13 protein-coding genes and 1 other annotated feature (1 of these 14 only partly in view) are annotated in these 12,048 nt (G+C 44.0%); of the genes, 11 read left to right on the top strand and 2 right to left on the bottom strand.

What is annotated here, in order from left to right; translation table 11 throughout:
• Nucleotides 1-55, top strand: a sequence feature (ribosomal protein L21 leader region); it begins 29 nt to the left of the window's first position.
• 13 nt (nucleotides 56-68) lie between these two features.
• From rplU to ACIROD_RS05970, 8 genes are all read left to right on the top strand, one after another.
• Nucleotides 69-377 carry a 50S ribosomal protein L21 gene (gene rplU / locus ACIROD_RS06005; protein ID WP_034308849.1) on the top strand — a complete coding sequence of 103 codons (309 nt, stop codon included), beginning with the start codon at nucleotides 69-71 and terminating at the stop codon, nucleotides 375-377.
• Between the two features lie 13 nt (nucleotides 378-390).
• Complete coding sequence (locus ACIROD_RS06000; RefSeq protein ID WP_101222784.1) at nucleotides 391-723, top strand: ribosomal-processing cysteine protease Prp; 333 nt, start codon at nucleotides 391-393, stop codon at nucleotides 721-723.
• A gap of 12 nt (nucleotides 724-735) precedes the next feature.
• Complete coding sequence (rpmA, locus tag ACIROD_RS05995) at nucleotides 736-1,026, top strand: 50S ribosomal protein L27 (protein ID WP_048688955.1); 291 nt, start codon at nucleotides 736-738, stop codon at nucleotides 1,024-1,026.
• 540 nt (nucleotides 1,027-1,566) lie between these two features.
• Nucleotides 1,567-2,106, top strand: a complete 540-nt coding sequence (locus tag ACIROD_RS05990; protein WP_101222783.1) for a Spo0B domain-containing protein — start codon at nucleotides 1,567-1,569, stop codon at nucleotides 2,104-2,106.
• A gap of 48 nt (nucleotides 2,107-2,154) precedes the next feature.
• Nucleotides 2,155-3,444, top strand: coding sequence for a GTPase ObgE (gene obgE, locus ACIROD_RS05985; protein ID WP_101222782.1), 1,290 nt, complete (start codon nucleotides 2,155-2,157; stop codon nucleotides 3,442-3,444).
• A 40-nt stretch (nucleotides 3,445-3,484) separates the two neighbouring features.
• Complete coding sequence (locus ACIROD_RS05980) at nucleotides 3,485-3,934, top strand: ACT domain-containing protein (protein ID WP_034308837.1); 450 nt, start codon at nucleotides 3,485-3,487, stop codon at nucleotides 3,932-3,934.
• A gap of 621 nt (nucleotides 3,935-4,555) precedes the next feature.
• The gene (gene pheA / locus ACIROD_RS05975) at nucleotides 4,556-5,431 is read left to right on the top strand and encodes a prephenate dehydratase (RefSeq protein WP_101222781.1); all 876 of its coding nucleotides are present in this window, start codon (nucleotides 4,556-4,558) and stop codon (nucleotides 5,429-5,431) included.
• Nucleotides 5,432-5,764: 333 nt separating this feature from the next.
• The gene (locus ACIROD_RS05970; RefSeq protein ID WP_230176800.1) at nucleotides 5,765-6,457 is read left to right on the top strand and encodes a DUF6944 family repetitive protein; all 693 of its coding nucleotides are present in this window, start codon (nucleotides 5,765-5,767) and stop codon (nucleotides 6,455-6,457) included.
• A gap of 58 nt (nucleotides 6,458-6,515) precedes the next feature.
• Here the strand turns inward: ACIROD_RS05970 and ACIROD_RS05965 are convergent, their stop codons facing one another.
• Both ACIROD_RS05965 and ACIROD_RS05960 read right to left on the bottom strand, forming a co-directional pair.
• Entirely contained in the window at nucleotides 6,516-7,046 is a 531-nt protein-coding gene (locus ACIROD_RS05965) for a transcription repressor NadR (RefSeq protein WP_101222780.1), read from the bottom strand.
• Between the two features lie 49 nt (nucleotides 7,047-7,095).
• Nucleotides 7,096-8,223: an IscS subfamily cysteine desulfurase gene (locus tag ACIROD_RS05960; RefSeq protein WP_402938724.1), complete on the bottom strand. Its 1,128-nt coding sequence runs from the start codon at nucleotides 8,221-8,223 to the stop codon at nucleotides 7,096-7,098.
• 104 nt (nucleotides 8,224-8,327) lie between these two features.
• Between ACIROD_RS05960 and nadB the strand changes: the two genes are divergently transcribed.
• The 3 genes from nadB to nadA are packed head-to-tail and all read left to right on the top strand — an operon-like array spanning nucleotide 8,328 to nucleotide 11,846.
• The gene (gene nadB / locus ACIROD_RS05955) at nucleotides 8,328-9,911 is read left to right on the top strand and encodes an L-aspartate oxidase (RefSeq protein ID WP_402938721.1); all 1,584 of its coding nucleotides are present in this window, start codon (nucleotides 8,328-8,330) and stop codon (nucleotides 9,909-9,911) included.
• Nucleotides 9,892-10,743: a carboxylating nicotinate-nucleotide diphosphorylase gene (gene nadC, locus ACIROD_RS05950; protein ID WP_101222777.1), complete on the top strand. Its 852-nt coding sequence runs from the start codon at nucleotides 9,892-9,894 to the stop codon at nucleotides 10,741-10,743. The genes nadB and nadC overlap by 20 nt, the downstream gene beginning before the upstream one ends.
• Nucleotides 10,740-11,846, top strand: a complete 1,107-nt coding sequence (gene nadA, locus ACIROD_RS05945) for a quinolinate synthase NadA (RefSeq protein WP_101222776.1) — start codon at nucleotides 10,740-10,742, stop codon at nucleotides 11,844-11,846. Before nadC ends, nadA begins: the two co-directional genes overlap by 4 nt.
• Nucleotides 11,847-12,048: the final 202 nt, after the last annotated feature.

The raw sequence follows: 12,048 nt of genomic DNA, 5'->3' as shown, positions 1-12,048 counted from the left end.
TTAAGCTTTTGCCTTTCTGGTAAAACGCCTGTGATTGGCGAGTCTGAGACATTTAAGGAGGTGCAAGTATGTACGCAATTATCGAAACTGGCGGTAAACAAATTAAAGTAGCAGCTGGCGAAGCGGTTTACATTGAAAAATTAAACGCAGAAGCAGGCGAAACTGTTACATTTGACAAAGTTTTATTCGTAGGTGGCGAAGACGTGAAAGTCGGTGCTCCATTAGTTGAAGGCGCTACTGTAACAGGTACTGTCGAAAAACAAGGTAAGCAAAAGAAAATCACTGTTTTCAAATACAAAGCGAAGAAAAACAATCGTAAAAAACAAGGTCATCGTCAACCATACACTAAAGTTGTTATCGAAGCAATCAACGCGTAAGGGCTGATTCTAGATGATCAAAGTTGTATTTGATGCTCCGCAGGAACGGATTGCTTCGTTCACCTTAAGCGGACATGCTAATTTTGCTAAAAAAGGTTCTGATATCGTTTGTGCAGGTGTATCGGCTGTTTCCTTCGGGGCAGTCAATGCAATCATGTCCTTAACGGACGTAGAGCCTGAGATTGAGCAAGGGAGAGAAGGCGGCTATCTTCGCTGCGTCATTCCGGGGAATCTTTCGCCGGAATCGGAAGAGAAGGTTCAGCTGCTTTTGAACGGCATGCTCATATCGCTGCAAACCATCGAACGTGATTATGGTAAATACATGAAAATTATCCTCAACCAGTAGGAGGTGGAACAAATGTTAAGATTAGATCTTCAGTTCTTCGCTTCGAAAAAAGGAGTAGGTTCTACAAAGAACGGACGTGACTCAATCTCCAAGCGCCTTGGTGCTAAACGTGCAGATGGTCAATTCGTATCTGGTGGTTCTATCCTTTACCGTCAACGCGGAACAAAAATCTATCCTGGTGAGAACGTAGGCCGTGGTGGAGACGATACTCTATACGCTAAAGTAGACGGTGTTGTTAAATTCGAACGTTTCGGACGTGACCGTAAAAAAGTAAGCGTATATCCAGTTGCACAAGAAGCATAATTGGCATCTTTGAACAGAGGCTGACTCAAAAGGGTCTGATTCCTTCTACAAGACACTATATACCGCGTCATTTTTAATAATGGTATGCTATATAGTGATGAAGGGGTCCGGCCCTTTATTTATACTATAGGAAATGAACCAGCAGTTTGCAGGAGACTTTAGTCATTAGTATAAGGAAAACAACCTCTGACTTACAAAAGGCTCGCCAATCGGCGGGCTTTCTTAAACTTTCAGGGGGGAAATCCAAGATTACTCATCCATCCGATTTGGTTTAAACCAAATAGACACTCCAATTCAACTATAATATCTCCAATTGGTGCATAAAAGGCCCATTCTCTTTTTTAGTTCAAATGGCTCTACCATCGTCCAAAGAACTCAGGGTGTGCGGCTGTATTTTTTGGACGGGGGCTTTCATGTGAAGGCATGTGAATCGAGCTTCATTTCCTGTTTGTTGTTTTTTTGATATACTGTACAAATGGAAGTATTCAACATGATAGAGCTGAAAAAAAAGTTTCTTTATCATAATTGAAGGTGTTAATAATGGACAAAAATTGGACGACTATTGAAACTCTGCGTCAAACCAGGCATGACTGGCTGAATAAAATTCAAATCATCAAAGGGAATCTGGAGTTGAACAGAATTGATCGTGTCAAGGGCATCATTGATGAAATTATTGTTGAAACCCAGAATGAAGCACGCCTCTCCAGTTTGAACTTACCTAAGTTCACCGAGATGTTGTTGACGTCGAATTGGAATAATGGATCATTTTATTGCGAATATGAAATCATTGATGTTTTTGAAGGCTCAACTGAGATGGACGGGCTGATGTATCGCTGGACAAATGATTTCTTTAAAATTCTCGATAAGAATCTCGATCCGTTTTTTGAAAATATACTGGCTGTTTCCATGTGTAAAAAAGAAGTGAGCGATATGCGCTGTTCATTTCATATGCAAGGCAGGTTCATTGATCAATCCCCAGTGATCGAGTTTTTGGAAAGTTCATTGACGGCCGAGCAATCAATTGAAATTCTTGAATGTAATGAGGATGAAATATTTTTTAAGATGGATATTAACTTTTAGAGAAGTATACAGCAAGAAATGACTTGCAGAAAACAAGGAAGTGATAGCATGTTTGTCGATCAAACGAAAGTCTATGTAAAAGGCGGAGACGGTGGTAACGGGATAGTTGCTTATCGTCGTGAGAAATTCATACCTAAAGGCGGACCTGCCGGCGGAGATGGCGGAAATGGGGCCAATGTCGTTTTTGAAGTGGAAGAGGGCTTGCGTACATTAATGGATTTCCGTTACCAACGTCACTTTAAGGCACCTCGCGGAGAACATGGCATGTCCAAAAACATGCACGGTGCGGCTGCAAAGGATATGGTCATCAAGGTTCCACCAGGCACCGTTGTCATTGATGATAAGACAAAGGAAGTCATTGCTGATTTAGTTGAGCACGGACAACGCGCCATTATTGCCAAAGGTGGCCGCGGAGGCCGGGGAAATTCCCGTTTCGCCACACCTGCCAATCCTGCACCTGAAATCGCGGAGAACGGCGAACCGGGCCAAGAACGTGATATAGTCATGGAATTGAAACTGTTGGCTGATGTCGGTTTGGTTGGTTTCCCAAGTGTAGGGAAATCCACTTTGCTTTCCGTCGTATCCGCAGCAAGACCTAAAATTGCCGAATACCATTTTACGACGATCGTCCCGAACCTCGGAATGGTGGAAACGGAAGATCACCGCAGCTTCGTCATGGCCGATTTACCTGGTCTGATCGAAGGCGCTTCAGAAGGTGTGGGCCTTGGACATCAATTCCTGCGCCATATTGAAAGAACGAGGGTAATCGTTCATGTAATCGATATGTCGGGTCTTGAAGGTCGGGATCCATATGAAGACTACCAAACAATCAATAAAGAGTTGGAAGAGTATAACCTGCGCTTGACTGAACGTCCGCAAATCATTGTAGCAAGTAAAATGGATATGCCGGACTCAGAAGATAACTTAGCGGCTTTCAAAGAAAAGCTGGAAGAAGACTACCCTGTCTTCCCGATTTCTGCCGTGACGCGTGAAGGGATCCGTGAGCTTCTTTATGCTATTGCTGATAAAATCGAAGAGACCCCAGAGTTCCCTCTTGAACATGAAGAAGAGAATACTGGAATCCACCGGGTTCTATATAAACATACATCACAGTCGGATGAATTTAACATTGAACGCGAACCCGATGGCAGCTTTGCTGTATCAGGATTCAAGATCGAGCGTTTATTCAAAATGACTGACTTCACCCGTGAAGAGTCCATACGTCGTTTCGCCAGACAGCTTCGTTCGTTCGGAGTCGACGAAGGCCTTCGCCAAAAAGGTGCGACAAATGGCGATATCGTCCGTATCCTTGAATATGAATTTGAATTTGTTGATTGATTGGAGACCATGATGGCAGGCAAAAGGAGGCGTGCGGAGTTTGAATAAGTCCGATCAGAAATTTTTCCTCGTTCGAGAGGATGTCCTTCCCGAAGCGATGAAAAAAACGCTGGATGCAAAAGAAATGATTGAACGGGGAAAAGCGGAATCAGTTTGGGAAGCGGTACAGCGAGTGGACCTAAGCAGGAGTGCTTTTTACAAATACCGTGACACGGTTTTTCCGTTTCATACAGTTGTTAAGGAAAAGCTGATTACACTGTTCTTCTATCTCGAAGATCGTTCTGGTACTCTATCGGAGCTTTTACGGCTCGTCGCCTCATCCGGTTGCAACATCATGACCATCCACCAAACGATTCCTTTGCAGGGACGTGCAAATGTCACCCTATCCCTGAATACGGGTGGGATGACGATGGATATTAATGAACTGCTTACTAAACTGCGTAAAATGGAGTTCGTCGAAAAAGTCGAAATCATTGGTAACGGCGCATGAAAACAGCCTGTACATTTCACATGTACAGGCTGTCAGTTTGTAGACAAAAGGTTTCGAATTGGTCTCATTAAGAAACCTTTTCCAACTGATCATTAGAGTGTCTACTATGTAAAGATGAACGAACAAAACAGTTTGCCTATTCGTTTCATGCGGCGCAGACCGTGATGGATGTATGTTGGCGAGGATAGTAGCTCCGAGAAAATCAAACAGGTCAGTATCTTTAAAGTGTGGCTCATAATTTTGGCCGAGCGTAGAGAAGTGAGGCATTTATCATGGAAACCGTAACCTAAAGACCAACTGACTCTAGTAATCATGTCAAATTGAACTCGTTGATTGGAACTTAAGTTACAGACTCCTGCGGGAAAAGCGCGTCCAAGGGAGATCCCGCAGGCGCGATGGCGCCGAGGAGGCTCCCGGTCCGCCCGCGGAAAGCGAGTGCCCTCCGTTCCAATCAACAGTCAAAGTTTAAAAACCTAACAGCCTGAAGGCAAACTCATTTATTATCGGGTTAGTCTTCAGGCTGTTTTCATTTGAAAGAGGAAATTAACGATTAACTATTGTAAAAAATCAGAAAATGGCATAACATAAACAATAGATTTTCCGTGAAAAGGAGTTTATAATATGACATCAAAAATTGCATTTCTTGGACCAAAAGCAACGTTCACGGATTTAGCTGTATCGCGACTATTTCCTAATGATATAAAAATACCGATGAACACGATTCCGGACTGCCTAGATGCTGTTCGGGACGGGGAAGTGAATCACGCGCTCGTGCCGATCGAGAATGCTTTGGAGGGTTCGGTAAATATAACGATGGATTACTTAGTCCATGAAGTCACATTGCCTATGAAAGGTGAAGTGACGATTCCAATCCAACAGCATTATATGGTGCATCCTGACCATGCATATCCTGGTTTCAAACCTGACATGGTATATTCGCATTCCCATGCCATCGCTCAATGCCGCAAATTTCTACATAATGAGCTAAGGGGCATTCCGTATGAGTATGTCACATCCACAGCTGCCGCTGCGAAGATGGTGATGGAGAATCCCGATATCAATATTGCAGCGATTGCAAATGATATGGCTGCAGAGGAATACGGTTTGACGATTGCAAAACAAAATATTCACGATTACGAACATAATCACACCAAGTTTATTGTCGTATCCAACAGTGAAGTCGACTATGAAGGTCATTTGACCGTTGAAGGCGACAAGAAAACGACCTTGATGATTCAGCTGCCTGCCGACCACTCAGGACAGCTGCACCAAGTCCTTTCCGCTTTTTCCTGGAGGAAACTTAACCTTTCCAAGATTGAATCAAGACCTATGAAAACTGGATTGGGCAATTACTTTTTCATCATCGACATCGAAATGCCCCTTGACGATGTCCTTATCCCAGGAGCGATTTCCGAGCTTGAGGCCTTAGGATGTACGGTATCGATCATGGGAAGCTATTCATGCTTTAAAGTCCAAACAGGTGTACCGCAGCGCTGATTTTTCTTTTGTGAAAATTTTTTTCTGAAATGATAAATGGTACAACCTCAGCTGAGTTTTATCCAATGAATATGTAAGTGCCCCGGGGTTTTCCCGGGGCATTTTTTTGCGAAGGTTTTGTATTCCCTTGGCGTGCATTTTATGAAATATATAAAAGTAGGCAGCATGATTTTGGATGAAAAACAAACACCGATTGTGATGAAAGCAAATACAATAAGTAAATCCCGGTAGGCCACATGTGGAAATAGGAGCAGTAATACATACCTTGATGACTGATTCAGTGGATGCACCTTTTTAATCAAAAATGCAGAGAGAGGGTGGTGGTCAGCAGAGATGGATAGTCAATTCAAAGAAACTTTCGGTTCTTGGACTCAAGCGATAGGAACCGTCATTTCTGCTGTTGCTGGTACACCATCCAAAGTCTTGGACGAAGAATTTCGTACGAACTTGGATTTGATTGGAAATGAACTTCAAGCAACAGGTAATGCCTTATTGGCTGATGCGGAAGAAACCTGGTCACTGGATAAATTCGGTAATATAATACAGGCAATCGGGAATTCGACCGTTATCTTAGGCCTAGTCATTGATTTTGATGAAATAACGAAACAGGAATTAATCATCAAAGGTAATCTGATTCAAGCGTTGGGCGGAGGCACCGCTTTGGCGGGGGCATACGAAAATCCGGATGAACCGGAGCAGGCCTTCAATGCTACGGGAAATTTGTTGCAGGCGATTGGGAATTCGATGCAAGCGATAGGTGGAATTGCCGAACTTAAAAATAGCATTCTAGAAAAAGACCAAGATAAGGATCAAGAGCAAGAAGAACAAGATAAGGAGCAGGAACTGCAAAAATATCAATATCCTTATTTGGAAGAGAAGCCATCTGATGCTGAATCAATCCAAGTGATGGGAGGCTGGGTACAGGCGGTCGGTTCCGTCATTAGTCTTATCGGGCAGTTAAGAAGTAACGAAGATGAAAACTCCGGGGATGGCAGCTCAAATGAAAGCAATTCCAATGATGAGTGAACATAAGGCCCATAAAAAAAACCTCAAAAGATATGGCTTTTGAGGTTTTTTCGTTCATTCAATCGACTAAAATGCCGGCATCCCTCAAAGCACACTCCGCTTCGTCGAGCAGTTCTTCAGATGATGCGCTCAGTGTATGGAGATGGATGCCGCTCGTTAGCTCCGATAAAAAAGATGCATTCGTTGCCGTCACCCTTGAAAGGAATTGCTGGACTTCCTTACGGCTGCTGACCATGATGGAAGCAGTTAGGTCACCGTATACGGGGTGCTCGATTTTGACATCTTTCACCGTGATGCCGATATCCACGAGTAAATATAGCTCTTCTTGGGTCCGGGAAGGATCATGTTGGCAAGCAATGATCCGTTCCGGCTTTTGCGTGCTCCCCGTTTGTAAGTACAGATAGCCTTGGCTCGTCGCAATGATAGGCTCATTCCGCGCTTTCAGGAGGGTTATGTCACCAACGATAACCTGCCGGCTTACATTCGTTATCTGCGAAAGCTCGCTGCCTGTTACAGGCTCCGCGCTTGTTTGCAATAAATGTAAGAGTTTCGTCCGTCTTTCTTCCCCGAGTAATTTCTTTCTTTCCATAAACATTCACCTCTTTAATTACAAACATTCTAACACAGATTGGAGGATTTTATCGAATGGCAGCTATTCCTTTGATGCAGTCCGCCAACTTGTGAATGTCGTCGGCCGTCGTGTATTTGCCAAAGGAAAAGCGGACGAATTGATGGGCTTCATCTTCGCTTTTCCCAATGGCCATCATCGTTTTTGAAGGATCCTGTTTACCGATTTGACAGGCGCTTCCCGTCGAAACGGCGAATCCTTTCTGGTTTAATTCCAGCATGATGTACTGTCCTTGCAATCCAGCGAAGGTCAGCGCCAGAATGTGAGGCAATTGCTCGTTTTTTGCTTCGATGATTTGAAAATCGATTTTCAAATCCGTTAGCCGTTGGATCAATTGCATCCTAAGTGTGGAAATCCGTTTTCGTTCATCTTCCATGATATCCCCCAATTTCTTAGCAGCGGTTACAAAGGAAGCTATTCCGGGGACGTCCACTGTTCCTGGTCGGAAACCATATTCATGAGTGATATTCGGGACCGAAGCCTTCAACTGATGGATGGCCGGGAAAATGACGGCCCCAGTCCCTTTTGGACCATAAATCTTATGACTGGAAACGGATAGTCCATCACATGAGGCAGCTATCTTGCCAAGCGGTAATTTAGCAAATGATTGGACACAATCCACATGAAAAAAGGCCTGGTGTTTACGAACGATTTCACTTATTTGCTCAATGGGTTGAATGACCCCGATTTCCGAATTCACATGCTGGACAATGACCAAGCATGTTTTCTCCGACATACATTCCTGGAGATGTTCAATATCAACACGGCCATCTTCCAAATGCCGTAAATAAGTAACCTCGAAGCCATCTTGTTCAAGCTTTGTCACGAAGTTGGCAAGAGATGCATGTTCAGTTCGGCTTACGATCAAGTGGTTCTGCCAGGATGGTTTCGAAGCGATGAATGTATCTATGGCAAGCATGTTGCTTTCTGATCCGCCGCTCGTAAAGATGATTCCTTCCTTTTTTATGTTCAGCATTTCTGCGAGTTGCTGTCGTGACATATCCAATAAACGTGCCGCCTCAGAGCCAATATCATGCAAACTGCTCGCATTCCCGAAAAACTTCCGGGATGCTTGGCTGAATACGTCGAGAGCCTCCTCATCAATCGGAGTTGTAGCGGCATAATCCAAATAAATCAAGAAATCACTTCCATCCTTTAATCTTAAAAAACTTCTTGATAATAGTTTAATAGTATGTAAATATAGTTGTCAAGACACCTGTCATAAACAGGAGGAATGAAATAATGGTAAAAGCGGAAATCATCGTGATAGGCAGCGGTATTGCTGCCTTGAAAACGGCATTGGAAGCAAGTGAACATAAGCATGTGATACTCATCACAAAATCAAATATCCGTCATGGCAATTCTTATTTAGCTCAGGGCGGGATTGCTGCTGCAATATCTGATCGTGACAGAGTATCCTTACATAAAAAAGATACGCTGGCGGCTGGTCAGCGATATAACAAGGTGAAGGCAGTGGAAAAACTCGTCGAAGAGGCACCTTCGGTAATAGCTGATCTTATTGAATCGGGTATGCGATTTGACCATGATCATGACGGAACACTATTGCTTGGCATGGAGGGCGCCCACAGTGAACGAAGAATCCTCCATAGTCACGGAGATGCTACCGGGAAGTACATGATGGAACATCTTATAGGGTGCTTGAAAAAATCATCGATTACTGTGCTGGAGAATGTTGCTGCAGTGGAGTTGATCATCGGGAAAGATGATTCCTGCATAGGGGTCAAAACACTTGATAAGGCAGGTGATCTTGCTGCCTATCATGCTGAACAGACGGTTTTGGCTACAGGCGGCTGTGGTTCCCTATACCATTTCACTTCAAATTCACAAACGGTATCAGGTGATGGAATTGCACTTGCATTCAAGGCTGGGGCAAAAGTTCGTGACATGGAATTCATTCAGTTTCATCCGACCCTGCTTTTTGTAAATGGCAAAGCGCAAGGGCTGGTTTCAGAAGCGGTCCGCGGGGATGGTGCGAGATTAGTGACGGAAATGGGAAGGCCGATCATGGAGGATGTCCATAGCTTGAAGGATCTAGCTCCAAGGCATATTGTGGCACAAACGATTTTTTCCTATTTGCAGCGCGGTGAAAAGGTATTTTTGGATATTTCGATGATTAAGGATTTTAAGATTCGTTTTCCGACAGTGAGCTCATTATGTGAAAAAAGCGGGCTGGACCTTCAATCGGGGAAAATCCCCGTTGCACCTGGAAACCATTTTCTAATGGGAGGAATTGAAGTGGATGAATTCGGGCAGACCTCAGTTCCTTCTTTGTTTGCTGTTGGTGAAGTAGCGTGCACGGGTGTACATGGTGCAAACCGATTGGCAAGCAATTCACTTCTCGAAGGGCTGGTTTTTGGAAATACACTTGGCCGTTTCCTTGCTAAAGTGCCGGCAAGGACGATACCGGAAGAAAAAGAGCAGTCCAAGAGTTCAAGTCCAGTTACCTTTTTACCTGATCTCACGACATTGCAGGAAAAATTAATGAACGAAGCGGGAATCGTTCGAGATGAAGCGGGATTAACTCGACTGAAGGATTATCTTGAGACATTTGATATCGAAAAATTGCTGCATTTGGAAGTAACGGAATTAAAGATAGAAGAAATAACGAAAATAAATGCCATGATAGTGGCGTGGCTGATTGCCGAATCCGCATTGACCAGAACGGAAAGCAGGGGCGGTCATTTCCGCAGTGACTATCCAAGCGAAGATGACGCCAAATGGCTTGAAAATTCGGTTATCCTTGCTTGCACAGATGTGAAAAACCGAGTGAAAGGGAGACGACTATATGAATATATTGAAGCTTAAGCAGATGCTGCAACAATTTTTATTGGAAGATATAGGGGAATGCGATGTAACGAGTGATACGATTTTCGATCAAGGTGAACAAGGGACTTTGACATTCATCGCAAAAGAAGGCGGGGTCTTTAGTGGAGGGGACGTCATCAAGACGGGATTTGCATTATTGGATGAGCAAATCGAGGTTTTCCTTTTTGTTCAAGATGGCGAAGTCTTTGAAGAAGGACAGCAGCTTGCAAGAATGACCGGCGATATGGCATCTCTTTTAAAAGGGGAACGGGTCGTTTTGAATTTGGTGCAGCGTATGTCCGGCATTGCTACACAGGCTAATAAAGCTGCCATGATTTTAGCGGGGACGAAGACGAGAGCTTGTGATACGAGGAAAACTACACCTGGTCTGCGGATGCTTGAAAAGTATGCGGTCCGTTCCGGCGGGGCATACAATCACAGAAATGGTCTGTATGATGCAGTCATGATAAAGGACAACCATATTTCTTTCGCTGGGTCCATAACGAAAGCGGTTCAAACGGTAAAATCCAAACTGGGACATACCACTAAAGTGGAAGTGGAAACGGAATCACCACAACAGGTGCTTGAAGCAGTGGAAGCCGGTGCAGATATCATCATGTTCGATAATCGAAGCCCAGAAGAAATCAAGCAACTGATTAAATTGGTTCCCGCCCACGTCATAACTGAAGCTTCTGGAGGGATCAATTTAGACAATCTAGCCTCATATCGGGAAACAGGGGTAGATTATATTTCGTTGGGCAGCTTGACCCACAGTGTAAGGGCACTTGATATTAGCGCAAAGGTCAAAGAATGTGAGGGGATATTGAAATGAACATATTGGAAATGGCTAAAACAGCAGGAAATGCATTGCCTGAAACGTATAAAACGATGACAAAGGAAGAGATGGAGAATCGGGTCCGGGACATTAAGGAACGACTGGGGAACCGCCTTTATATCCCAGGTCATCATTATCAACGGGAGGAAGTCATTCAATTTTCGGATTCAACGGGAGATTCACTTCAATTGGCTCAGCTTTCAGCGCAAAATCGCGAAGCGGATTATATCGTGTTTTGCGGTGTGCATTTCATGGCTGAAACAGCTGATATTTTGACGGAAGAAGGGCAGACGGTTATCCTTCCTGACATGCGTGCAGGCTGCTCCATGGCGGATATGGCGGATATTGAACAAACGGAACGGGCTTGGACAAAGCTTCAGGATTTATTTGGCGATACGATCCTTCCGCTAACTTATGTTAATTCCACCGCGGCCATCAAAGCATTTGTAGGTAAAAATGGCGGGGCGACAGTGACTTCTTCCAATGCACAAGGGATGGTCTCGTGGGCACTTTCGCAAAAGGAAAGGATCCTTTTTCTTCCCGATCAGCATCTTGGTAGGAATACAGCCTTTGACCTTGGCATCTCATTGACTGAAATGGCTGTCTGGGATCCGCATAAGGATGAATTGATTTATGAAGGGGAGCTCGAAGATCTGAAGGTACTTCTTTGGAAAGGACATTGTTCAGTCCATGAAAATTTCACCACAACTAATATTGAAACGCTTCGAGCGGAGCAGCCTGAAATGAATATCATCGTTCATCCCGAATGCCGCCGTGAGGTAGTCGCCCTTTCAGATTATGCGGGTTCGACATCGTACATCATCAATATGATCGAAAGAGCCGAACCAGGCAGTTCCTGGGCAATCGGAACGGAAATGAACCTTGTCAAGCGACTTATCGCCAATAATCCTGACAAGAACATCATCTCGTTAAATCCGAATATGTGTCCATGTCTTACGATGAACCGAATTGATCTGCCTCACCTGCTGTGGGCGCTTGAATCCATTGAAGAAGGTATAATCATCAATCCGATCAAAGTGGAGAAGAACATTGCGGATAATGCAATCCTGGCTTTAAACAGAATGCTGGAACGCGTTTGAGTCAGTGCTTACTAAAAAGACTTTGGATCATAAGAAAAAGAGGGGCAATACCCCTTTGAGTTTGTCCGCTTGAGGTGGATTGGAATGGTCTTATCCCGTATCCCTATTACAATCTTATCAAAGAATTATTGCCATGACTTTAAAACAAGACCGAGTAATCCATGTATTTTTACTGTTTTAGCTGAACCTCACAGGATTGAAG

It is taken from the genome of Peribacillus sp. NPDC101481, from assembly GCF_044767165.1.
Classification (GTDB): domain Bacteria; phylum Bacillota; class Bacilli; order Bacillales; family DSM-1321; genus Peribacillus.
Note: the sequence above shows the minus strand (reverse complement) of the source record. Positions and strands in the feature narration are given on the sequence as shown.

What these genes read in the sequence shown, in the direction of transcription:
- rplU (WP_034308849.1), top strand. Translation starts at nt 69, where the DNA reads ATGTACGCAATTATCGAAACTGGCGGTAAACAAATTAAAGTAGCAGCT.
- ACIROD_RS06000 (WP_101222784.1), top strand. Translation starts at nt 391, where the DNA reads ATGATCAAAGTTGTATTTGATGCTCCGCAGGAACGGATTGCTTCGTTC.
- rpmA (WP_048688955.1), top strand. Translation starts at nt 736, where the DNA reads ATGTTAAGATTAGATCTTCAGTTCTTCGCTTCGAAAAAAGGAGTAGGT.
- ACIROD_RS05990 (WP_101222783.1), top strand. Translation starts at nt 1,567, where the DNA reads ATGGACAAAAATTGGACGACTATTGAAACTCTGCGTCAAACCAGGCAT.
- obgE (WP_101222782.1), top strand. Translation starts at nt 2,155, where the DNA reads ATGTTTGTCGATCAAACGAAAGTCTATGTAAAAGGCGGAGACGGTGGT.
- pheA (WP_101222781.1), top strand. Translation starts at nt 4,556, where the DNA reads ATGACATCAAAAATTGCATTTCTTGGACCAAAAGCAACGTTCACGGAT.
- ACIROD_RS05970 (WP_230176800.1), top strand. Translation starts at nt 5,765, where the DNA reads ATGGATAGTCAATTCAAAGAAACTTTCGGTTCTTGGACTCAAGCGATA.
- ACIROD_RS05965 (WP_101222780.1), bottom strand. Translation starts at nt 7,046, where the DNA reads ATGGAAAGAAAGAAATTACTCGGGGAAGAAAGACGGACGAAACTCTTA.
- nadB (WP_402938721.1), top strand. Translation starts at nt 8,328, where the DNA reads ATGGTAAAAGCGGAAATCATCGTGATAGGCAGCGGTATTGCTGCCTTG.
- nadC (WP_101222777.1), top strand. Translation starts at nt 9,892, where the DNA reads ATGAATATATTGAAGCTTAAGCAGATGCTGCAACAATTTTTATTGGAA.
- nadA (WP_101222776.1), top strand. Translation starts at nt 10,740, where the DNA reads ATGAACATATTGGAAATGGCTAAAACAGCAGGAAATGCATTGCCTGAA.